The 23,991-nt window shown below is 37.4% G+C and carries 21 protein-coding genes and 1 pseudogene; 18 read left to right on the top strand and 4 right to left on the bottom strand.

Annotated features, from left to right (window positions below; genetic code table 11):
• Positions 1-122: 122 nt before the first annotated feature.
• The 9 genes from JOD18_RS19185 to JOD18_RS19145 all read left to right on the top strand — a co-directional run bounded on the left by JOD18_RS19185 (position 123) and on the right by JOD18_RS19145 (position 8,978).
• Positions 123-884 (top strand): MerR family transcriptional regulator, encoded by a 762-nt coding sequence (locus JOD18_RS19185; protein WP_204670730.1) that lies wholly within the window; start codon positions 123-125, stop codon positions 882-884.
• Positions 885-1,342: 458 nt separating this feature from the next.
• Positions 1,343-1,519: a hypothetical protein gene (locus JOD18_RS19180; protein ID WP_204670729.1), complete on the top strand. Its 177-nt coding sequence runs from the start codon at positions 1,343-1,345 to the stop codon at positions 1,517-1,519.
• Positions 1,520-1,558: 39 nt separating this feature from the next.
• Positions 1,559-1,810: a CPBP family glutamic-type intramembrane protease gene (locus tag JOD18_RS25065; RefSeq protein WP_420827811.1), complete on the top strand. Its 252-nt coding sequence runs from the start codon at positions 1,559-1,561 to the stop codon at positions 1,808-1,810.
• A gap of 334 nt (positions 1,811-2,144) precedes the next feature.
• A complete protein-coding gene (locus JOD18_RS19170) occupies positions 2,145-3,332 on the top strand; it encodes a DUF418 domain-containing protein (protein WP_204670727.1) in 1,188 nt (395 codons plus the stop codon).
• Between the two features lie 360 nt (positions 3,333-3,692).
• Complete coding sequence (locus JOD18_RS19165; protein WP_204670726.1) at positions 3,693-4,283, top strand: TetR/AcrR family transcriptional regulator; 591 nt, start codon at positions 3,693-3,695, stop codon at positions 4,281-4,283.
• Positions 4,284-4,512: 229 nt separating this feature from the next.
• Complete coding sequence (locus JOD18_RS19160; protein WP_204670725.1) at positions 4,513-5,760, top strand: DUF418 domain-containing protein; 1,248 nt, start codon at positions 4,513-4,515, stop codon at positions 5,758-5,760.
• A 1,211-nt stretch (positions 5,761-6,971) separates the two neighbouring features.
• Positions 6,972-7,136 (top strand): hypothetical protein, encoded by a 165-nt coding sequence (locus JOD18_RS19155; protein ID WP_204670724.1) that lies wholly within the window; start codon positions 6,972-6,974, stop codon positions 7,134-7,136.
• Positions 7,137-7,624: 488 nt separating this feature from the next.
• The gene (locus JOD18_RS19150; RefSeq protein ID WP_204670723.1) at positions 7,625-8,374 is read left to right on the top strand and encodes an alpha/beta fold hydrolase; all 750 of its coding nucleotides are present in this window, start codon (positions 7,625-7,627) and stop codon (positions 8,372-8,374) included.
• Between the two features lie 7 nt (positions 8,375-8,381).
• A complete protein-coding gene (locus tag JOD18_RS19145; protein ID WP_204670722.1) occupies positions 8,382-8,978 on the top strand; it encodes a TetR/AcrR family transcriptional regulator in 597 nt (198 codons plus the stop codon).
• A gap of 531 nt (positions 8,979-9,509) precedes the next feature.
• Here the strand turns inward: JOD18_RS19145 and JOD18_RS19140 are convergent.
• The gene (locus tag JOD18_RS19140) at positions 9,510-10,703 is read right to left on the bottom strand and encodes an epoxide hydrolase family protein (RefSeq protein WP_204670721.1); all 1,194 of its coding nucleotides are present in this window, start codon (positions 10,701-10,703) and stop codon (positions 9,510-9,512) included.
• A 163-nt stretch (positions 10,704-10,866) separates the two neighbouring features.
• Here JOD18_RS19140 and JOD18_RS19135 point away from each other — a divergent pair, with 163 nt between their 5' ends.
• Together JOD18_RS19135 and JOD18_RS19130 are read left to right on the top strand one after the other, a co-directional pair.
• Positions 10,867-11,757, top strand: a complete 891-nt coding sequence (locus tag JOD18_RS19135; protein ID WP_204670720.1) for a helix-turn-helix transcriptional regulator — start codon at positions 10,867-10,869, stop codon at positions 11,755-11,757.
• Between the two features lie 1,035 nt (positions 11,758-12,792).
• The gene (locus JOD18_RS19130) at positions 12,793-14,301 is read left to right on the top strand and encodes an MFS transporter (protein ID WP_204670719.1); all 1,509 of its coding nucleotides are present in this window, start codon (positions 12,793-12,795) and stop codon (positions 14,299-14,301) included.
• A gap of 415 nt (positions 14,302-14,716) precedes the next feature.
• Here the strand turns inward: JOD18_RS19130 and JOD18_RS19125 are convergent, their stop codons facing one another.
• Positions 14,717-15,769 (bottom strand): helix-turn-helix transcriptional regulator, encoded by a 1,053-nt coding sequence (locus tag JOD18_RS19125; protein WP_204670718.1) that lies wholly within the window; start codon positions 15,767-15,769, stop codon positions 14,717-14,719.
• A 330-nt stretch (positions 15,770-16,099) separates the two neighbouring features.
• Between JOD18_RS19125 and JOD18_RS19120 the strand changes: the two genes are divergently transcribed.
• Complete coding sequence (locus tag JOD18_RS19120; RefSeq protein ID WP_204670717.1) at positions 16,100-17,158, top strand: saccharopine dehydrogenase family protein; 1,059 nt, start codon at positions 16,100-16,102, stop codon at positions 17,156-17,158.
• 105 nt (positions 17,159-17,263) lie between these two features.
• Complete coding sequence (locus JOD18_RS19115) at positions 17,264-18,556, top strand: MFS transporter (RefSeq protein ID WP_204670743.1); 1,293 nt, start codon at positions 17,264-17,266, stop codon at positions 18,554-18,556.
• A gap of 225 nt (positions 18,557-18,781) precedes the next feature.
• Here the strand turns inward: JOD18_RS19115 and JOD18_RS19110 are convergent, their stop codons facing one another.
• Positions 18,782-19,696: a LysR family transcriptional regulator gene (locus JOD18_RS19110; protein ID WP_204670716.1), complete on the bottom strand. Its 915-nt coding sequence runs from the start codon at positions 19,694-19,696 to the stop codon at positions 18,782-18,784.
• Positions 19,697-20,013: 317 nt separating this feature from the next.
• On the opposite strand from JOD18_RS19110, the gene JOD18_RS19105 reads away from it, so the two are divergent.
• From JOD18_RS19105 to JOD18_RS19095, 3 genes are all read left to right on the top strand, one after another.
• Entirely contained in the window at positions 20,014-20,955 is a 942-nt protein-coding gene (locus JOD18_RS19105; RefSeq protein ID WP_204670715.1) for an NADP-dependent oxidoreductase, read from the top strand.
• Positions 20,952-21,290 carry a VOC family protein gene (locus JOD18_RS19100; protein ID WP_204670714.1) on the top strand — a complete coding sequence of 113 codons (339 nt, stop codon included), beginning with the start codon at positions 20,952-20,954 and terminating at the stop codon, positions 21,288-21,290. Before JOD18_RS19105 ends, JOD18_RS19100 begins: the two co-directional genes overlap by 4 nt.
• A gap of 195 nt (positions 21,291-21,485) precedes the next feature.
• Positions 21,486-21,884, top strand: a complete 399-nt coding sequence (locus JOD18_RS19095; protein WP_204670713.1) for a VOC family protein — start codon at positions 21,486-21,488, stop codon at positions 21,882-21,884.
• Positions 21,885-22,026: 142 nt separating this feature from the next.
• Here the strand turns inward: JOD18_RS19095 and JOD18_RS19090 are convergent, their stop codons facing one another.
• Positions 22,027-22,581 (bottom strand): TetR/AcrR family transcriptional regulator, encoded by a 555-nt coding sequence (locus JOD18_RS19090; protein WP_204670712.1) that lies wholly within the window; start codon positions 22,579-22,581, stop codon positions 22,027-22,029.
• A 182-nt stretch (positions 22,582-22,763) separates the two neighbouring features.
• Here JOD18_RS19090 and JOD18_RS19085 point away from each other — a divergent pair, with 182 nt between their 5' ends.
• Both JOD18_RS19085 and JOD18_RS24400 read left to right on the top strand, forming a co-directional pair.
• On the top strand, positions 22,764-23,390 hold the full coding sequence (locus tag JOD18_RS19085; protein ID WP_204670711.1) for a GNAT family N-acetyltransferase: 627 nt from the start codon (positions 22,764-22,766) through the stop codon (positions 23,388-23,390).
• A gap of 245 nt (positions 23,391-23,635) precedes the next feature.
• Positions 23,636-23,746 (top strand): annotated as a pseudogene (locus JOD18_RS24400) (uridine kinase); the annotation flags it as partial.
• Positions 23,747-23,991 lie beyond the last annotated feature (245 nt).

Below are 23,991 nucleotides of genomic sequence, written 5' to 3'. Positions count from 1 at the left end.
TGCAAACAAAATTTCTGCTCCAAAGGCTCCAAAAGGTATGACTGGAAAATTATCTAATGTATTGACTCTTACGTTAACGTAAGGATGTATAGTAATCATGACAAATGGTGTGGAGGTTCACTATGTACAGTACTGGAGAAGTAGCAAAAAAAATGAACATAACCGTTCGAACACTTAGATATTACGATGAGATCAACCTGTTGAACCCGTCTTATACCGCAGAATCGGGTTACCGTTTCTACTCAAAATCAAATATTGTTACATTGCAGCGGATTATTGCCCTAAAGGAACTCGGCTTTCCATTAAGCAAAATTAAAACCATCCTGGATCAAAAAAATTGGGAAAATGTTTTTGAGGAACAGTTGATGCTTATCACTAAGGAAAAAGAAAGACTCCGTTATTTAGAAAAAACGCTACGACTTTCTCAGCATTTATCCCAGATTGGGCAAGACATTAGCTGGAGAAATATTTTTCAGTTTACCAAGCAAACGGAAGAAGATCGATATAACAATCATTTATTTATTAAGCAATATTTTGATGAACGCGAGCTAGACATTTTGAAAAAACCTAGTTTGGATCTGGGTAGAAGCGAATCCAAAGAATTGGTTGAAATGTTGAAGACGGCCAAGGAGCAAAAGAATGAAGATCCTGAATCGCTCAAGTCACAACATTTGGCTTATAAACTAGTATATTTTCTTGAAAATACTTTTTATGGTGATTCAGCACTTATTGAAAAGTATTGGATGCTTCAAAAGCAACCGCCAAAGGAAGGAAATTTGTTCATGTTGGATGATGATGTCATTTACTATATTGAAAGCATCATGGATTGTTATGAAACAAAATGGGGGGAGGTCGGAAAAAGTCAATCGTATCATCGGGAATGAGTTGAACTAAATGAAACGATGGATTTGAAGAGGTATTAGGCATCCGCTTTAAACCAGGAAGCCAATGTTTCATTCAATCGGTTAATAATTGAAAGAGCCTCTAGTAATGAGAAGTTGAAAACAATATCCACGAAAATTTTAGCAAAAGAGTTGTCACTAAGTTGCTACGCTAATATTTCCAAGCTGTGGTTTGCATAAAATGACCATAGATTTTCCATAATGATCTAAAGCTTCGGGTGCCTCGTAAAAAAACGCACTAAAAATATGCTAAAAGCTCCTCTCTTCATTTCTTTGGATAGTATTTTCAAATGAAGCTTTTGTAATGAAAACAGCATCATGATATACAACAAGTAATTAACATCAACGAATCCAGTTATGATGGAATATGATTCATGACAAATGTAACTACTTTTCATGGTATACCTCAGGCATAATACTTGATAAGAAAGGTGTATAACATGAAGAGGCCTTCACATGGAGTAAATGAAACAGATTCATTGAAATATGAATGGATGAAGAGACCTATTTGGACAATGCCACTGACCGTAGTTGTTTTTTTGCCTTATATGCTGGAACGACACCTGCAGTCATTCTTTTGGGGGATGACAGTTCATTTGGTACTGTGGAACAATTAGAATTAGCTGCCGGAATCGGAGTAAACACTCGTTTCAAACATCATTTCAGTAACTCTAGGGGTAACTGAATGGCAAAACTGGAACAGTATTCAAACAGAAATATATTTCCCTTCTCTGATCATTTCATCCCTCAGTATTTTGCTTGTTCAGGCATTTCTTGAAGACTTACTATTCCGGGGTCACCTTATGGATACATTATCGTACAAAGTCTCCTCCTGGATGGTATTGTTACTCAGTTCCATAACATTTGGATCGATCCATATCTTTTCCAAAGCCCTGCAGCAGGGATAGGGGAACAACTAATGTTCGTAGTCTTTGCTGCAAGTTACGGATTTACATTAGCAGCCTGTCGGATCAAGAAACTCTATTTGGTTACCAATCGGATTACACACAGGACATAACTTGCTGTGGCAACTATTTGTAACTATTGATGATGGTCCTTACAGCTTTCATCTTATGATTGTGATTATAGGCATGATATTGGTTGGATTCATACTATTAAATTGGAAGCGGTAGATAAATAAACTATGATTTGCAGATTTATGCTATGAGGGGTGAACTTGTGTATGGAAGATAACTGGATAAAATATTGAACTATAAAAATTAATGAGAGGTTGTTTGTGACATGAAGAACTTAAAAAACCAAACGGGCAATGGTTCTTCTTACTCGAGAGGATTAGCTCGTGGGTCTGTATTAGCGAAAGAGCGTTTGCTTGCACCAGATTTAGCCCGAGGGTTTATGCTTTTAATCATTGCCCTTGCTCATGCGCCATTATTGCTCGATCGTCAAGATGGTGGGGGCGTTATAGATAAAGCTGTTAATTTTGTCAGTATCTTGTTCGTGGATAATCGAGGACTTCCATTGTTTGCTATATTGTTAGGCTATGGGTTAGCCATGATGGTTAATCGTCAGCTTAGTGCAGGGACATTAGAAGTAGAATCTAAACGATTATTGCGACGTCGAGGGTCCTTCCTTTTATTATTTGGATTTGTCCATACCGTTATTATCGGCGGGATTGATATTCTAGCTTTCTATGGTTTCTCCACGCTTCTTATTGGATGGATTTTATTTCGTCAGAATCGTGTACTTAATCGTGCTATTCTGCTTGTTTCCTTATTTTTTCTTTTTCTGCTTCCTGTTGTGTGGATAGGTATGGCGCATGTAATGAATGCTTCTGGGGTGAGCATGGAAACACTGGGACAATCAAACTCGGAATCATATATAGAAACTACGCTCTTTAATTTAATCAGTTTCCCTTTCATGATTTTGATTCAACTTTTCATGTATCCCATGCTCTTGCCGATACTGATCGGGGTATGGGCTGCACGTCATAACTTGCTGCTTGTTGGCAACCGAAAGCATTTAGTTCGAATAGCTGTCATAGGCACTTCCATCTCAATCCTTGGGGGACTTCCGCTTGCCCTTGACGGGACACCGCTATGGAGTTCTTCCCCAACGATAGAAGGATTGTTTATAGCTCTTCAAATGATTACGGGGCTCGCCGGTGGTATAGGGTATGCAGCCATATTCGGACTGATTGGTTCCTTTGTCAGTCGTACAGGTCTAATGGTTCGCTCGTTGACCGCGTTAGGACAACGATCACTCACTTTTTATGTCTTTATCGAAGCTTTGCTGGTCATCACCCTATCACCAGTCGGATTTGGACTGGGTCGAGTATTGCATAGTACAGGGGCAGTTATTATCGCTGTGTTTGTCTGGCTCACTAGTCTACTTTTGGCCATGATGATGGAGTATAAAGGAATGCGCGGCCCTCTAGATGCCTTGTTGCGTAGACTTATCTATCGAAGTTAGTACTATTCGTTGTTTTACCCCAAACGGTCGATTTATTGAAAAAACATACAGCGGTTATAATTAGCCGCTGCTTTCTTCTGGACAGAAATTCCATATCCATACCTGTTTTTAAACTAGGACGAGAATGGCTGCCAGATTGGCTGATTGTTAAGAGTAAACTAAAAAATACATGATACGAGTGTGAATGATAAATTACCTATTTATAGATCTAGGTGAATTAGAAGCCGTGGAGAACAAACCGTAGTTCGAGAAAGTTGATATGAAAAAATTTATTTTCCTATTATAAAATCTTTGACTAATCAGCGTAAAATTGATAACATTGTTACTTAACATAACAATGTTATCAATTTGGAGGTATCTATGAGTTATAATTCAAAATTAACTAGGAAAAGAATTTTATCAGAAGCACACCATGCTTTTTTGAGTCAAGGTTTCCAATCTGCCAGTCTTCGTGATATTGCTAAAAAAGCTCATGTGACGACAGGTGCAATGTATAATCATTTCAAAAACAAAGAAGTCTTATTTGAAGCATTAGTTGAATTGTCAGCATCTGAACTTTTAAACTACATTCGACAGACATACCAGCAAGTAGATGGAGAAGATAATGAAACGATAGAAAAAACATCCCTTCATAGCACAGATAAGATAATCGACTATATTTATAACCATTTTGACGATTTTAAATTAATTTTCTGCTGTTCAACAGGTTCGAAGTATGAGAATTATCTGAGCGAATTAGCCGAAATAGAGGAAGAGTTTCAAAGAAAAGTTTTAGATAGAGAGGGGATTAAAGTAAATGATCACTTTTTACATGTTATTTGTGTAGCGGGCTTTCAAGATTTATACGAAATCGTTGACCACGATTTATCTAAAGAAGAAGCCATAGAGTATATGGATACGGTGAAATGTTTTCGAATGGCTGGGTGGAAAGCAATACTAAATGAGAAATAAAGATGATCTAAAAAATGAGGGGATTAAAACATGTGGAAACGTACAAACGTTTATTTCGATATATCCCGGACAAACAACATCTCATATGGATAGTTTTGTTATTTTTTTGTATTTTCGGGTGTATCTTCTGTATCCCAAAGTCTGGATAACTGATTATCTAGAGAGTCAAAGTACTGTATGACATTTTGGCGAAATTATAAAACGCTTTCTATAAAGAGAGGTGAAGAAAATGAATACTGATACTGTAAATTCGATTAATAGCCAGATCAACACTGCGCCGATCGAAAATAAAGAACGAATGATAGAGATTGATATCCTGCGTGGATTTGCATTGTTCGGAATATTGGTCGCTAATATGATGTTATTTGCATCCCCGTCTTTATATACCAGCATGCTTGCAGGAGGTGGTATGGAGGGAGGAGTGGATCAGGTCGTACAACAACTGATTTACCTCTTTGTTGATTATAAATTTATCACCATGTTTTCGTTTTTGTTCGGGGTTGGTTTTATGATTTTTCTTGAACGTGTCAGACAAAAGGGCAAAAATGGTGTGATACTTTATATAAGAAGGCTTTCCATACTGCTGGTCATTGGACTTATCCATAGCTATTTCATTTGGTTCGGTGATATATTACTTGTTTATGCCATATTAGGCTTTTTTCTCTTGTTGTTTAGAAATAGCAAGCCAAGAACACTGTTCATTTGGGCAGTTAGTCTGCTGGTGATTCCATCTGTATGGATTGCAATGAACACATTTATTCCTCAGGTTGTCACGTTCGGACCGCCGCTAGCTCCACCTTCTGAGGCAATCCATCAATTAATTGATGATTCTTATCGTGCTTACGGTTCTGGAAGTTATCTGGATATGCTTCAGCAGCGTATAGTGGATATGTCGATGGTGCAGGAGAGTAGTGTGACATTAATCCCAATGACATTTGCCATGTTCTTGTTCGGTGCTTATGTGTGGCAAAAGAACTGGTTACACCGTTTGAAGGCCAACAATCGGCTTTTACGCAGGGTTTGGTATTATAGCGGTTTAATAGGAAGTATTTTTTTAATCGGTCAACTCATTTTACATGCTCAAGTCGATGCTGCGAAGAGCGGTTACAACTATGCCCATTTTGCAGGTGCACTTATTTCGGGACCAGCTATGAGTATCTTTTATATAACCACTTTATTTCTGCTTCTGCAAAAAGACGTATGGCGCAAACGATTATCTCCGCTTCAAGATACAGGGCGCATGGCACTGACACATTATTTATTGCAATCGGTAGTCGGTACCTTTTTGTTCTATAATTATGGATTGGGATTGTACGGTGAAGTGGGTGCATTTGCAGGCTTTTTATTGTCATGTATGATTTTTGCAATTCAAATCGTTATCAGTAAATATTGGCTGCATCACTTTCGCTTTGGTCCATGCGAATGGTTGTGGCGTTCGCTGACCTATGGAAAATGGCAAACTAATAGACTGAAATGATTGAGGAGGAGACAGACTAACATTAGTTGCAATACATTTAAATATTACAGATTGGAAAGGTTAATTTTTTTAGTGAGAAAAAATCGAGATATAGGTAGAATGTAGACAGGTTAAAAGAAACGGAAGAAAAATTATAGACAAAATGAACACAAGAATTGCTCCAAAACAAGCTGATAAAATAAGAAACAGAACAAAGATAAAGGAGGTCACTTTTAGAGGTGCGAGGGTATTAATTGATTACGATACCCGCCTTTTAGGAGTATTAGGTAAGATGACCTTAAAGGGCAGTTACCAGTTGAAATGGTGGTTGCTTTGGAACAATGAATGGAGGAGTGTTTGTATACCTTATATCTCTATGATCGCAGTAACCATTATAGCATTCTGTATGACTTTATTTTTACGACATCGTCATAGCATAGCTGTAAAGATTGGTTTTATTAGTTGGATATCATTAACTGTATATTTCATAATGGAATACATCGTTATTCAAAGGAATACTGTCTCCTACAATTTTCTTGAACAGCCTGTAAGTGACCTTGTTGTAACTACTTGTGGCACAGATACATATGTACTAGCTACTTATGAACTGTGCTCCCCAACCACTTACTGATGAACTGGATGCTTACTGTTACAGGGATCGTTATATTTATTGGAGCAATTTGTTTTACATCAATTTTGGTCTGATGGGAAACTGAGCCGAATTGCTACTGCTTTGCTAGTTATATATGGACTGACTGGTACGAGTGCCAGAATCATTCCTGCTGATATGAATTTTCTTTTGCATACTTTGGGCTCTCTTCCGGCAATGGTGGAATAGCAATTAACAAAGTAAATAACTTATCGATACTGGCAATAAAGTAAGGCTGCTCAGGGGTGGGCAGGGAAATACCCTATTGACCCTACAGCCATATTCAGATGGATACCCTGTTTTTCCGGAAAAGACTATACAAACGAGATTAAAATAAAACATTTGCTGAATCACACGTCTGGGTTGTTTGGTGATGCCTTAGATCAACCAAAACAGGGCACTTCAATGATCGATTTGCTCCTTGATGAATCCTCTCATCTTTGGACGACACAGCATATCATTCAATGGTCAAAAGAACACTTGACCTCTGCCTGTTAATTTTAATCATTGAGAAAATCATTTCAAAAACTTATCGCGAGATACTTCACGACTATCTTTTTCGACCTCTTGGGATGGATCACATATGCTTCAACTCTCTGAACCAGCGATAAAAAGACAATACCCTGTTGCAGACTGCTTTTTACACAATAAAAATGTAGTAGCAAACATTCGTCTTGGGATGGAGGAGGCTAGTGGAAGAGTAGCTGCTACAACTGAGGATTTATTGAAATTTATGAAGCCTTGGTAAGCTATAAACTCCTTCGTAAAGAGACCATGGAAAAAACTGAAGGATTGGGCTAAATATTCTATAGGTATGGATTACGGTTATGAACTCTTGAATTTTAAACACGCTCCTAATCATGCCAAAGAGATATAGCATATGGGGGAATGCAGGTTCAACGGGCCCTTTTATGTTTTACCAATTCGAACTGGACGCTTATTTCATTGGCAGCTTAAATCATTTTCGATACCACAAAAAAGGTATTATGCTCATGTTTAAAATGATTGATATTCTGTTAAAAAGCTAATGGGCCATTCCAGTTCAGGCAGGTGCATTTAAAGAGTAATACAAGCAGAGTTTTCATTGCTTCAGAATAAAAGAACATGAACAATGGACAAAAATATATTCCCAAGTATAGATAACTAATTATTTTAAAAGTAAATAGATTTTTTATTGACTAAATGGTCATTCAAAGATAAAATGTAGATAAACTTGAATTTGATGGAGGGATTTTAATGGATTTGTACTATGAGATTAAAGGTAATGGACAACCAGTTGTTCTGATCCATGGCGGAGGTACTGATTTGCGGGAATGGAATTTACTGGCACCTATACTGGCTAAGCATTATCAAGTAATTTCTGTTGATGGCCGAGGTGTCGGTCAATCACCAACTCCGAAAGGCCAAGTTAACTATGTGGAAGATATACGGTTTCTTATAGATGAGCTTGGGCTTGGTAAGCCAGCCATCATCGGTCATTCCATTGGTGGGCAAATTGCAACTGAATTCGCTTTAGCCTATCCGGAAAAAGTCACAAACCTTGTTTTAATTGCTCCTGCTTTATCAGGATTTCAAGGTTACACGGAATATGAGCAAATAATGCAAAAGGTGATGGGGGCTGCCCCGGATGTGGAGAAGATGGTAGATTTGATGCTGCATTCTCCAATGTATCAAGTCGTTATCCATAGTCCGCAAAGAAATCTTGCCACGCAAATGCTTCAAGATCAGTTCCAACGAGTGTTGGATGGACCTGCTTTTGAAATGATATGGCCCAATCCGCCAGCCATCGATCGATTAGAAGAGCTGACTGCCAAAACATTATTTATTATTGGCGAAAAAGACTTAGCTGAAAATTTCCTTGTTCTTGAACACTTTAGAAGAATTCCAAATGTCCATTTCATTGAAATACCAGGTGCTGATCATATGCTGCCCCTGACACATTATGAAGCGTTGAATCAGGAAATCACTGCTTTTATGGAGGAATGAAGTTAACATGCCACGTACACCAGAAGAGAATAATCGTATTCGCCAAGCATCCAAAGAAAAAATTAGAGCTACAGCTATGGAGTTATTTATGAAACAGGGATATTACGCTACTTCTATAAGCGATATAGCTAAACAAGGGGGGATTTCGAAAGGTTTGCTCTATAACTATTACAAAGGAAAAGAAGAGCTGCTTGCTGAAATGGTAGAGACAAGAATCAGAGAAGTGGTGGAAGTCATGGAAGAAGCAACCACTTTAGAGACTGCTAGTGAACAGCTTGAATATATAGTCAATGGCGCCATTGATAATATTTATCAAAATCCGCAAGTTCATCGGTTCTATCTTCACTTGCAAACTCAGCCGGAAGCTGATGAAGAATTGATAAAATACAGTTATCTCATTATTGAAGAAAATGCCAGGCAATTTGAATTGCAATGTGAAATATTTGAAAGAATGGGAGTAAATGAGCCGAGGGAGCGGTCGCTATATTTTTCGTCCGTGCTTCAAGGCAGCATGCTGATGATATCTACCTATCCGCAGAAGTTTCCCATTGAAGAGATAAAAGCACAAATTATTCATGAATTTTGCAGACCATTTAGTGTATAAGATAGACGATGGAACATAGCTACAGTTCAATTAACGGGCCCGATTTTTATGGGTGATAGAAGTACGACCATACTTAAAAAAGATTGGCATATCGATAAAATACTTTAATTCAACTGAATTAGTCAATCACTTTAGATTTAATCAAAAGATAATCCGTACAGCCAATTGTTAATTATAGTAGTAATGGCTGCTGTTACGCAATTAGAGCAAAATCTTACTCGTATGCGCCACAGTGAAGAGATTGAGTTGGCTATAAAAGAAGGATGGTTAAAGGGCGGTTAAAAAATACTATGAATAAAATGAAGGAATGAATCATGCAGTAAAAATATATTAAAGAAGGAAGTGTGATTTTAAATTAAATTTGAAAGAGTAACGAGGCTACTGATCAAAATAAAGATAGCCTCGTTAAGTAGGCGTTAGCTTAACTTACGATGTTGTGTCATTCGACTATTTGAATTACAATGCCTTAAATGTGACCACTACTTATCCCTATACTTATGATCCGATCTTTCATATCTTAAAATCTTCAAACTAGCAAAGCTTGCTAAAAAACTCCCTGATGTCGTCGACGAGTAAATCCGGTACTGCCATAGCAACCATATGACTAACACTTGTATGATTTGACCAGTGCACGATATTGTTCTTCCGTTCGGCCAGACGACGGAATACAGGGCCTCCTCCGTGGGAAACGCCAGTCGGTACTTTGGTTTGATCAATTGGCATACCAGCAGCCCCTTCATAGTAAGTCCAGGACGAGGACCCTGCTGTCTTTGTCAGCCAGTATAATGTCGCATTAGTGAGCAATTGATCCAGATCAAGGTGTTCTTGAGGCATTTCAAATTCGGTACTTGGCCAACCATCGAACTCTTTGAACCTCTCTACAAGATATGCAAGTTGTGCGACTGGAGAATCACTCATCCCGTAACTGATCGTCTGTGGCCGATGAGTAAGATACGGGGCATAGCCACTTCCTTCGGTGAACAGTTCGGCCATTTGTTCTATTTCTAAGCTTTCCTCATCTCTCAGACCTGCTAATTCGTTGGGATTACCTGTTGGTATACCTAACCCACCGGTAATGTGAACACCGACCATGTGTTCAGAATCAATGACTGCGAGTTCCGGGGAGACCAATGCACCTGCATCATTACCGTGAGCGCCATAGCGATCATATCCTAATCTCCGCATCAGTTCTACCCATGTTTGAGCGACTCGCGTGATATTCCACGAAGTTTCGTCCACTGGCTCGGAAAATTGCGAAAAAGCGAATCCAGGGATAGAAGGTGCAACCACATGAAAAGCTATATGTGGGTCTCGGCCGTGGGCCCTTGGATTAGACAGTGGCCCTATTATTTTCATGAATTCGGCTACTGAGTTCGGCCAACTGTGTGTGATAATCAAAGGAAGAGCGTTAGGTTCGGGTGACCTTACATGCAGGAAGTGGATTTTCTGACCATCGATCTCCGTCATGAATTGTGGAAATGCATTGAGCCTGGCCTCATTTTCACGCCAGCTATAGTCGGTCAGCCAGTAGTCCGTAAGATTTTTAAGATAAGTCACCGGTATTCCGCGATTCCACCCACCTCCGGGCAATTGAGCAGGCCAACGTGTACGGAGAAGTCGTTCTCGCAAGTCTTCCAGGTCTTCTTGGGGAATTGCGATACGGAACGGGCTGATTTCGTTTGGTCTAGCTTCATTATTTTTCTGTTGCTGTTTTGATTGAGTCATTAAAGTCATTCTCCTTCGATTCATATTATGGTCGTTCTAAGGCTTATTATAGCTGTGCAATACTGACAGGAGTATGTCATAATTTATAAAAATATATATTGAAATAACCCTGACAATATGTAGTCAGGGTTATTATGATACTTTATATACTGGGGGTAATGGAATGAGGTTAGGGCGATTATTAGGGATTGTTATTCAATTATTGTCTACAGAGAAGCTTATCACTGCAACGGAGCTTTCAGAAAAATTTGAAGTATCGATTCGAACCATTTATCGGGATATTGACTTAATTTCCCAAGCTGGCGTCCCAATTAGTTCCCATGTTGGGATAGAAGGCGGGTTTCAGATAATGGATAATTTTACATTAAACAAACAAGCCTTCACTTTAGATGACTTATCTGTTGTTTATCAATTATTAGAAGAATTTGGAACCTCACATTTTAAAAGCATCTCTGAAAAGCTTGCTGTCATTCAACCTATGGTTAAAAAGAAGGATAATCAAATTTTGATTTCGATGAGCAACTCTGAAAATGAACGTTCCATTATAAAGCTTTGGCTGGATGCAATCAACCAAAATAAAGTGATTTCTATGAATTACACAGATGCTGAAGGAAACATTTCATGCAGGGAAATTGAGCCTCGAAACCTACTTCTCAAAGGAACTAAATGGTATGTGGAGGGGTATTGTTTAAACAAACAAGCGGAAAGAATGTTTCTTTTATCAAGAATAAATGAAATTGCTATGTTAGATAAGTATTTTGAAGTCAGAGAAAGAGTTTATTCTGAACCATCACAGCAAACAACTATATATCTGCATTTACGTTTCTCTAAAGATATTAAACAGAGAGTTATCGAACAATTTGAGGATGTAAGGATACACAGTGACCATATTGACGTCCACACAACTATATATGACCGCGACTATGCAGTATCACTGGCACTTAGTTATGGTTCTAAAGTAAAAATTATTGCCCCTATTGAGATAAGAAATGCTTTTTTGAAAGAATTGAAAAAAATTAATCATGTTTATTTCAGAGGAGAGAATCTGTTATGACAATTTTAGTCACAGGTGCGAAAGGAACTATTGAATCACATAGGTAAGCTATTAGCAGAGAATGAATATAGAGTCAAAGCCTTAACAAGACGTTTTGAAAATGCTCAATTCTATGAGACTGGATTAAAAGTGTTTCCAATAGTTGGAAATATCCTTAGAAAAGAAGGAAGAAAATTCGCACAATGGGTAGACGAAAGTAGCTATTTATTTTCTGCCTGAAAAAGGTGAAAACAAATGAAGGAGATGGCCATTGAAGTTAAAGACCTTGGAAAATGCTTTGGAAAACAGCGGGTAGTTAATGGTATAAACCTGTAAAAGGTAAAAAAATTACAGTGATTATCGGATGTACAGATGTCATGGAGGTCCCTCGTTTAGCATGCATATGGCCTGCTACTGTCATTTGCTCTAAACTCAAACTTGAATCTTAATTGCTGTATTCCGGTTCTGTGACCAAGGTGTTATACTTATTCTAGCCTTTCTAATAGAGTTTGCGCAGAGATCAGCGATTTCAATATTTAAACTGCCCTGATTTTAATTCAATCAAATGATGAAGAAATGCTTCTAGATTTGTTGATTATATAATGGGAAAAGAAACTGCCCAAGGGACATTTTAAAAGGCTTCAATGTGTTAAGTAAAGCAATAGCATAGAATAAGGTGTTAAATACGAAGATCAGTAATAAAAAGGCGGAAGGAAACGATGTATAAACAATCAGATAGAAAAAGAGCTGCTCGTCTGATTCGAAACATAACGTACGACAATAGTCGTAAAAAGGGTCTTATCTATGATAAGCCCTTTTTTGTATGGGGATTTTAGACAGCAGTATGAAGCATCTGCCTTCCACAGCCAGTATAGTAAAAGAAGAATCACTGTCTGAGTCATCAAAATTATTTGTTGAAACGAACGTCTGCAACTCGATTTCATTTAAAACGAAAAATAATGAAGGGGATGAAAGAGCAATGAAAACATTAAACATTGGAATGATCTCTGGAAACACTCATACGAGACGTTTAAGTCCACGAGAAGGTGATAGGAGATGAGTGATATAAATAAAAAGGCTGAAGAGGTCTCTCAAGCAACATGGCGCGAATGGCTGGGGGTAGGAGTTTTATCTTTAGCAGCTTTCATGCTTTCATCAGATATGACTATTTTATTTCTTGCCATGCCTTCGATTGCAGCTGATTTAGCACCAAGCGCTACACAAATGCTATGGATTATTCATATTGGTGAATTACTAGCTGTAGGATTTGTACTAACAATGGGGCGCCTGGGAGATAAAATTGGTAGGAGGCGTCTGCTTATCATTGGTATATCGATATATGGATTAGGTTCCCTTCTTGCGGCATTTACAACTGCGGCTTGGATGTTGATTGTTGTACGTGCATTTCTTGGCATTGCAGCTGCCACAGTAATGCCGTCCACGATGTCATTATTACGGAATATGTTTTTCGATCCAAAGCAATTTTCAGTAGCCATTGCTATTAACCTTAGTGCACTTTCTGCAGGAATGGCCTTAGGTCCCCCAATCGGAGGTTTGCTTTTGGATCATTTTTGGTGGGGAGCAGTATTTCTCGTTAATGTTCCAATTGCCATTGGACTGTTGGCGATATCGCCGCTTTTACCTGAATACCGCAACAAAGATGGCAAGCGTTTGGATGTTGTCAGTGTCATGTTGTCTTCTCTGGGATTGGTAAGCTTAATTTTTGGATTACAAGAAATGGCTAGCAATGGTTTCAACATGTTGTACGGTGGATCGATTGTGATTGGTATTGTGGCTGGCATTTTCTTTATTAGGCGACAAATGAATTCAGAAGCTCCATTACTGGATATGCGCATGTTTCGAATTACCACTTTTAATATTTCATTAATCACTTTAATGCTTATATTGCTTGCCACTGGTGGTGCTGAAATGTTTTTTGCACAACATTTACAAGCTGTTGTCGGGCTCACGCCAACGGAGGCCGGTTTTTTGCTTATCATCCCCGCACTCTTGTCAATGGCTGGTACTTTAATATCCCCGGTACTTACACGATGGATGCGGCCAGCATATGCCATGGTTTTGAGTCTTCTCATTGCTGTAAGTGGCGCACTGCTTATTACATTAACTGCTCATGAGGCTGGGGGAATGATCTTAATTATTGGTGCATCTCTTCTTGCATTTGGAAGAGGACCAACGATGACAATTGCTAGTGAGCAAATTATTTCCAGTGTTCCCCAAGAGCAAGCCGGTTCTGCTTCCGGGATGTCCGATGTCAGTAGTGGACTAGGTTATGCACTGAGTATTGCATTAGTAGGGAGTTTTGGCATGATCGTTTATCGTGGAGCATTAGCGAGTTCTCTACCCTATGAAGTTTCTACCGAAATAGCAAACAAAGCTATGGAAAGCATTGGTGTAGCCGTTGCAGTAGCAGAGGGGTTCCCAGAAATGCTTCAAGCTGTCCAATCTTCTTTTACAGTTGCGTTTCAGGCGGTATATGGAGTAGCCGCAATTGGTTTGTTAGTTTTAATCATAATCATTGTATGGAAGTTTAGAGAGGAGAGTTGATTTGAGCAAACGAAGCGCTTATTAAGAATAAGATTGCAGCGATTAATAGCTGTTGAGTCAATAATTTTGTAAAATTTACATCCTCATTTAAGCTAGTCAATAAAATTTGCAGTTTAATTTTAGCATGGGCTACAGATTATTTAGAATTAAATTTTGAAACTAATATGAGGATTGAATATGAAGTAGTTGATAGGGGAATTTGTTTATCGCTTTATTTTAATAATCCAGACCAAAATAAGCTTGAATTGACCTATTGGAAAGAAAGCTTATTTGAGTAAATTAAAGGTACACGTAAAGACGGCATTTTACGTGTACCTTTTTACGACAAGAGAAACGCAATTTTTTATCACTAGCAGGTAACAAATAACTCTGACCATAATTGGAGGCAGAAAAATTCGTTGCTGCTAGTACCATTTTATCGATATTTCGCAAACAGTTTCCAAACTAATTCATTTCTAGTAGTCACGCCTACCTTATAGAAAATAACTTTAAAATAATCTTGGACCGTATAATAGGAAATGTTAAGTTTGTTTGCTATTTCTTTCGTAGTAGCCCCTGGCAGACAAGCCTTCACTACTTGTTTCTCTCGAGCTGTTAAAGCATATGTTTCCATTAAATGTTCCAGCATTTCTTTGGCAGAAGCTCTGTTTATTGTAATAGCAATTGCTGTATTTTTTGAAATATCCGTTTGCAAAAAGGAAGCGGATGCTACTAACTGCATTTTATTTGCTACAGGAATAAAAAGTGTTAAGTTTTTTTCTTTCTGTGCTACAAGTTTCGAGCATATAGCCTGAATAGGCTTAGGAATACTGCTTCGATTCTGAGAACGTTCAAATTCTTGCAATAAGGTAATATATTTTTTACCTGCTTCATTCATTGACTGTAACGATAAATGCTGATCTACAATTATTACACCCGGATCAGTGGACATGGCTTCAGTACTTTCTTCAAATTCCATATAAAAATAATCTCTTAATGCTTTACCTATTACGGAGGACAAAGCATCTAACAGTAACACTTCTTTATCCGTGAAATATGTACCCGTCTTTTTTCTGAATAAGGTTAAAAACCCGTAGCATTTGCCTTTATCCATTAAAACCACACGCATTTCATCAGAGAATTGATGTGGCTTTAATATGTCTGTAAAACGTCTACTTTCCTGTTTACCAAAGGTGTCACTTAATCTAGCAGTTTTCACAGAATCTTTCACTAAATCTTTATATAAGTGCACATCGTCTTCAAAATACTCAGAAGTTAATAACTTTTGATGAATTGGTTCAAGTGAGCATTCTGTTATCGCTCCGACTGTAGTTAATGTTACAGGGTTTACTACTGTACAACAATACGCATCGAAAGAAATTTGCTGTTTTAAACTAAGAATCATACTTTTTCTATACAGATAAGAATCAGTATATCTATCCGAAAGGCTGTCTGACTTCTCTTTCCAATAATCAATAGAGCATAACAACTAAATGTGCCCCCTTATTTATGGGATAGTATCTTTGGAATAGTATTTTATAATTGATAATGATTATCGATTATAACAGGAAGAAAGTCAAAAATGAAGAGATTATTATTGTAAATGGTAGACACCATATTTTTCTTAGTAAGAAAAAACATGTAATCCGTGATATCACAGCGTTTTTTCGCTAAATATACCGGAGATAAGATTAATGCAATATTGAAAAAGAAAATGTATTAGAACATACTAATCCGTACCATAAAATTCTCGGCAATAGTAACAAATTCTTTAATATCGGAAAAAATAAATAGGGTGTAAAAAAAGGGGGGGATAGGCATGGTGAATTCGGTTATGATTATCGGTGGTTACGGCGAAGTAGGTGGAAATATTGCAAAGCAATTAATACAATCAACAGACTTACGAATCTTGATTGCTGGAAGACGGTTAGAAAAAGCTGTATGTTACTGTCAGCAACTTGGTGCTAGCGCTCATCCTGTGGAAATAGATATACGAAAACCAAAAAGTTATGCAGCAATTTTGCAAACAGATGTAGTGATCATGTGTATGGACCAGCAGAATACAGCTTTGGTTCAGTATTGCTTAGAGCATCATATCCACTATATTGATATAACAGCAAATTTTGCTTTTCACAAGCAAATAGAACAGCTCAAACCTTTGATACAACAGTCCACCGTTATAATGAGTGTAGGTTTTGCTCCTGGCCTCTCTAACTTACTTGCTAACCATCTTATAGATCGTATGGAATTTATTGAGGAATTACATATAACTATTTTATTGGGATTAGGAGAAAAACATGGAGTCGGGGCAATGCAATGGCTGCTTGAACAGATGAATCAAACTTATCACATTAAAATGAACGGTGCTACGCAAAGTGTCAGAAATTTTTCAGAAAAAAAGATTACGTATTTTAAACGATTAGGCAAAAGAAGTAGCTATTTGTTTAACTTTTCAGATCAGCATGTTCTGCAACGAAATCTGCCTCAGAGCGAAGTACAAACTTATCTTACTTTTGATGTCGAGTGGATCAATCGGTTACTAGCTATTTTTCATCGGTTGAAAATAACGCGGCTCCTTAAGTATTCCTGGGTAAAGCGTGGGTTAATTAAAATGATTCAAGGCTTCCGCTATGTTTCATCAAGCTCAGATATTTGCGCAATAAAAGTAGAGGCTGTGAACAGGAAAAATAAGCAGATAAATGAAATGCACCAGATATGGTATGCAAACAATGAAGCAATGACGACAGCTTATATAACAGCTTTAGTTGTTAAACAAATGATTCATACCTCTTTACCTTATGGCACCTATCATATAGACGATCTTTTTTGTCTTGGTGAGAGTGATATAAACCTTATAAAGAATAAGCTTTCCAAGTGATATAATTAATGAATTTTTAACAACACAATTGTGGCAGTTGACTCTAAACAAAATAACAGGATGAAGCCAATGTTCAAAATGGAAATCAGTGTATCGAACATTCGAATGAGATGGAGTAAAAGGGGGATGGGTATGTTGGATAAAAAAAATCATTTAACAGAAAGTTATATAGATAATCCAAAGAAACAAAAGGTATTATATAAGCGAATATTAATTATAGTTGTTATTTCACAAATATTTGGAGGAGCAGGATTAGCCGCAGGGTTGACAGTAGGTGCATTACTTGCAGAAGAAATGCTTGGAACCAATGCCTATGCTGGTATTTCAGCAGCTTTATTTACATTAGGATCAGCTGGAGCGGCATTAGCGGTAGGGAGGCTTTCTAACCGTTATGGGAGACGAATGGGACTTACTATAGGGTTTACAGCTGGAGGGTTTGGGTCAGCCAGTGTTGTGGTTGCAGCACTTACAAATAATATATTTTTATTATTTGTGTCCCTTTTCATTTATGGTGCAGGCACAGCAACGAATTTACAAGCTCGTTATGCCGGAACTGATCTGGCAACCAGTAAGCAGCGAGGAACTGCAGTAAGTATAGCGATGGTTTCAACAACATTTGGAGCAGTTGCAGGTCCCAATTTAGTGGATGTAATGAGGAATGTCGCTCATTCTATTGGAGTTCCAGAGTTAGCAGGTCCTTTTATTTTGTCAGCTGCAGCATATGTATTAGCAGGTCTTTTTTTATTTGTATTTTTACGTCCCGATCCATTCTTTATAGTTTTAAAGATAAATGAAAATAAGCAGCATAAAAAACCTAATAATATAGTAAAGGGAAATCAATTAAATAAGGGAGTTGTTACTGCTGCTTTTATCATGATACTTACTCAAATTGTGATGGTTGCAATTATGATCATGACACCTATCCATATGGAAGATCATGATCATAGTTTAAGGATGATTGGACTTGTTATTGGTTTTCATATTGGTTCCATGTATCTCCCGTCCCTTGTTACAGGAATCCTTGTTGATAAAGTTGGTCGCATGAATATGGCGATTGCTTCTGGCGTTACATTACTCCTTTCCGGTGTTACAGCGGCAATCGCACCAGGAGATTCTCTAGTTCTTCTCATTATTGCTCTTTCCTTACTAGGAATAGGGTGGAATTTTGGTCTGATTAGTGGTACAGCTCTGATTATCGATTCAACTGAACCTTCTACACGTGCCAAGATACAAGGAACTGTTGATGTTTTTGTAGCTTTATCAGGAGCTTCTGGCAGTGCATTATCAGGCATGGTTGTTGCTGGTTCCAGTTACGAAATGTTATCTTTACTAGGAGGATTTTTAGCTTTATTACTTATTATATTTATGATGTTGTCCCGAAAAAGTAAATCCAGCTAACTTCTAGATAGAAAAAATCAATTTTTTCTCCTTAAAACCGAGAATTATTTTTTTAGACGTGCTGATTAGCTAGATTCTTGTATAATTCATAATAAATGTTGAGGGTAGCTAAGAAATACTTGATCTCCCGCCTAAATAGATTTATTTCCACTTTCTATTTGGAGGCAGGAGTTTTTACGAACGTTTATCTGTGATAAACAACCCGAGAGATTAAAATACATACCATTATCGCAGCAGCAATGCTTTTCTAACTTCACTTCCTTTTGTCTCTTCATCTTTAAAATGATTAACGATAAATTCTCGGAATGCAATGGCTGCTTTTGATAAATAACGGTTTTTCTGCCAGGCTATCCGAAATATTCGTTCACCTGTTGGATTCTCGATTGGTATTTTGACTAAATTCAGTTCTTTTCCACTTTTACAGCCGCCAACAATAGCAACACCAAATCCTGAACGAACAAGGTCAGCAATACTTGCAGGTTCTTCCGTTTCACATACCATTCTCGGACGAAAACCAGCTTGTTGGCAAAGTTCATCATTCATTATCCGTAAAGGTAACGTTTCTTTATAACCAACAAAAGGTTCATCTGATACTTCACGAAGATGAATCGTTTTTCTGTTTGCATATTTATGTTCATGGGGAACTGCCAGATAGAGTTTCTCGCGAATCAAAGGGATTTCGCTGTAATCTTCCTGTTGAATAGGCAGTGACGTTAAATGAAAATCAATTTCCTGGTTTGCTGCCAGACCTTCGACATCTTCTGCGGAAGATTGGTATATCTGTATATTAATATCTTGATGTGCAGATAAAAAGTTTTGTAATGGTTCCCTGACTTGCTCCATATTCATAATGGCTAGATGAAGCCGGCCTTGTTTTAAGCCTGATAGATCTTCTACTTCCCGACGCCCTTCATCAAGCAAATGAATCGCAGCCTTTGCTTTTGCTTCAAAAGCTTTTCCATATGGATTCAAACGAATTTGACGGGCTTTACGATCGAATAATGGAACTCCCAAATCCTCTTCTAATCGCTGAATCGTTCTGCTTAAAGCGGGTTGAGCAATATGAAGTTCTTCCGCCGCACGGGTCATATGTTCTAACCTTGCCACCGTCAAAAAATATTTAAGTTGTAGCAGTTCCATCTACTTTCCCTCCTTATTCATTACATTGAGTATATGTAAGTATAGCAAAAGGTGTATTTTTCATTATCTATTTATGATTATATAATGAATATTGTCAGCCAGCAATACCACTTAGATATGAGGCGTTGCACACAGGACGCAAACAGTATGGATAGAATTACACAGAGTTTATTCGAACAATGATTTTACAATGGTGATATCGATGAGGTGTGCCGCTATGTTCCACATCGTATTATAGATGGTTAGCTTGATTTATTTTGAAATAGAATAACATTGCGTGTTTGACAAAAAGAATCAGATTAGAGGAGAGGATATATATGAAAGCAGCTGCATTTCATTCACCAGGAAACCCTGATGTATTGCAAATAATGGATTTCGAAAACCCGGTTCCGAAAAACGGGCAAGTCCGGGTAAAGGTAAAAGCAGCCGGCGTACAGCCCGTTGATTGTGCCATTCGCGGTTACGGATTTACTCCACCTGGGGTGGAAATTAAATACCCTCAAATACTTGGAAATGAATTTTCAGGTGTTATCGATAGGCTTGGAGAGGGAGTAGAGGACTTTTCCGTTGGTAGCGCAGTGATTGGCTGGTCACTTTTATCTAGCTATGCTGAATACGTCGTCGTACCAACCTCCCAAATCGTCAGAAAACCTCAAACGATGCCGTGGGATGAAGCTGGTGTACTAACCGCTTCAGGACAGACTGCACATACCGCATTAAAGGAGCTTGGAATCGGTAAAGGTGATACTGTCCTTATTCACGCAGCTGCAGGAGGAGTTGGAACATTCGCTGTTCAATTAGCTAAGGCTTGGGGAGCAAATGTCATTGGTACTGCTAGTTTACGCAACCATGACTATTTAAAATCATTAGGAGCTACTCCAGTCTTATATGGGGAGGGGCTTGTTGAGCGAGTATGTGAGATTGCTCCAGGAGGAGTTGATGCGGCCTTAGATGCAGCAGGTGAAGACGCATTGCGAGCTTCTATAGAGCTTGTCCAAGACAAAAAAAGGATTGGTACCATTGTTTCTTTTGATCTTTCAGAGTCTCTAGGAACAATTTCTATCCGAAGTAAACGCAGCATATCCAGACTATCTGAACTCACACAATTATATGAACAAGGTCAGCTTCGTATCGTCATATCACAATCATTCCCGCTGCATCAAGTTGTTGAGGCTCATAAGGTGGTAGAGACTGGTCATGGGTATGGAAAGGTTGTTCTTACAGTAGATGAAAGCAAATACGAGGAGTGTATACGATGAAACTAAACCATATTAACCTTGCTGTCACTGATGTTAATGAAACTCGAGAGTTCTTGGAGACATATTGTAACCTTCAAACCAGAAATATTCATAAAGATTCATTTGCTATTCTAGTAGACGAAGACAGATTATTACTTGCTTTGACGAAAAGTAAACACGTCAGCTATCCTAATTCCTTTCATATTGGTTTTGAGCAGGAGAGCGAAGAACAGGTAAATGAGATCAATCGACATTTAAAGAAAGATGGATTTGATGTAAAACCGCCAAAAAGAGCCCATCGTTGGACATTCTATGTGAAAGCCCCAGGTGGATTTTATATCGAGATTTTCAGTTGAACGATGCGAATGTATTCTACAGCAGAAGTTATTACACTGAAAAAATAAGAACAGCAGTTTTTTCTAATGATGGCCCCACAAAAAATGCATTCTATTTTCACCTAAACCGCCTTAACAAATTGCTCCCGTTTGAGCAATTGAAAAGAAGATTTTATTATTCGTTTATAGTATACTAATCAAAAGGAGGCGTTTTAAATGAGTACAATGATTTTTGTTAACTTTCCAGTCAAAAATGTTGCAGAATCCACTAATTTTTACGAAAAACTAGGATTTACAAAGAACGATGACTTTTCTAGTGATCATGCAAGTTGTATGGTTTGGGACGATAATTTTTATATTATGCTGTTAGAACATTCGTTTTTTCAACAGTTCCTCAAAGATAAAAAAATTGCTGATACGCAAAATGAAACTGCTGCCTTAATCTGTTTTAGCCTAGAGAGCGCAGAAGCAGTCAAAGAATTTGGACGAGTAGCAAAAGCAAATGGCGGCGATGCTTATCATATCGATATGGGTATGCCGGAAGAACAAATGTATGGCTTAGAGGTATCTGATATTGATGGAAATATGTTAGAACCGATGTGGATGAAACAATAGTTATTACATGCATAGCAGAAATACGGAGATGTACAGTAATAAAGATAGGAAACAGCCTGGTATTGCTAGTTTAGCGGTATCAGGCTGTTAAATTTCTTTTTATCGACAATTTTTATTATAGACAATCAAAATATCCTAATATCTAGTGATCTGTTGCCGTAATAATCCTTGAAATAATTTCAGATATCTCTTTTGGACTTTGAATCATTCCTGTTTCGATCCATTTATTTAGTACTTCGATTGTACCTGACACATGAAATGAAACTTGATATTCCTCAAAAATGGAATCTTGAAACTGACCGTTTCTCTTTCTGTCTCCCAATTCTTTTAATACAATAATTTCCTTGATTTTTGATGATAAAGCATTATTCTTTTTCTCATTCATAAAAATTTCAAAAGCAGCTTTGTTTTGAATAATAAACTCTGCTGTTTTTTCCATAAAAGCAGCTAATGTAATAGGTTCTTCTTTCCCGTAAAGCTCATCAATCCATTCCAAAAGCTGGTTTAATAATTCGCCTTCCAATTTTTCATAGAGGTCAAAAATATCTTGATAATGTAAATAGAAGGTGCCCCGTCCGATATCCGCCATGCTGCAGATTTGTGAAACGGTAATTTTTGTTAATTCATTTTCTTGTAAGAGAGTTAAAAAGGCTTGTTTGATTGCTTTTTTGGTCTTCTTAATCCGCCGATCAGCCATTTATTTACTCCTTTCTGGACATGTATTGAAAAACTGTTTATTATCTAACATGTCAATCAACATTGATTAATGTTTTCCTATTTTTCTAATTATATAATACACTTATAAATTAATGAACAAGTGTTTAAAAATAATCAGAAAATAGTGCTATATTCTTACTATTTTATAGGAGGAAAATATCGATGGAATTTAGAAAAGCAGAAAAAAAAGATGAGCATTGCAATGCTGAATTACTTGCGGAATCATTTATAGATTATCCGCTTTTTACTGTAATAGAGAACGATAAGAATAGAAGAAAGAAACTCATTTATGAATTTCAATATATCAACACAATGCTTTTTGTACAAAAACATTGTTGTTTTATAGCTATTGAAAATCAACATATTATAGGAGTTGCACTTCTTAAAAGCTTAAAAGGCAAACAAGATTTCCTGAGTTATCTTAGATTTGGTCTTGCTCGGCTAATAAGAAAAGGTATGTTGTTAAAAGCCTTAAAATATTTAAAGTTAGTGACTAGTACAAATGATACGCTCCATAAACGTTCAAATAATGGCTGGTATTTGGACTCATTAGCTATTTCCAAAGAAGTTCAAGGAAAAGGAATGGGAAGTACCATACTTAAAGGTTGTATATATCCATATATAAGTAAAGAGGGGGGAGGGGTAGTACTATTGGCAACCAATACGGAAATGAATAGGAAATTTTATCTGAAGAATGGTTTTAATGAATGTAAAGAAGAAGAGTTATCTCTTGGCAGGGAAAAAGTGAAGAATTGGAGCTATTGTATGCAAATTACTTCCCCCCACTAAGACAGAATAGTCTAAGATATAATAAAAAGAGCTGCTGCAAAGGCAGAATTTCTTCCTCACATTTTACGTTTACATTTCGTTAATTGGACAATTAAGGTTAAATGAGACGGAAAGCAAATATAAGTGGATGCAGGTTTTTGATGAAATCAAAGTAAGAGGCGTAGACCAAGCATAAGGTAAAAAAGGAGGGGAATTATGGACAAGATATTAAATAAAATAGCCAATTTAATCCGCGGTAACGAAAGAACAGTTATAATCAGGTGAATATTATAGAAGGTATGAGCGTTGCATTTACTAATCCAGATCTATTTGATTTAAAAGTTTACTTATATACGGATGGAGAAAGGTTCTTAGTAGGAGAAACCCTGTTGATTGCGGGAATTGTCCGTGTTTTAGGCAGTATCCTAAGTGGAAAAGGGATGAATAAACTGCACAATAAAAAGCGATTGTTGCTGCCGGTATATTGTGTACCATTACATATCTTCTGTCAGTTTTATTAACGTTTCACTTACAGACAAGATAATAGGATCTATTAGCCCCAACTGTCTCTTTATTCGTTGGGCTGTGTATTTTTTTACTTAATTGAGAAAAACTTGACACA

It is taken from the genome of Gracilibacillus alcaliphilus (genome assembly GCF_016909015.1).
GTDB lineage: Bacteria > Bacillota > Bacilli > Bacillales > Amphibacillaceae > Gracilibacillus > Gracilibacillus alcaliphilus.
The sequence above is the reverse complement of the archived record's forward strand: the minus strand, read 5'-3'. Positions and strand labels throughout refer to the sequence as shown.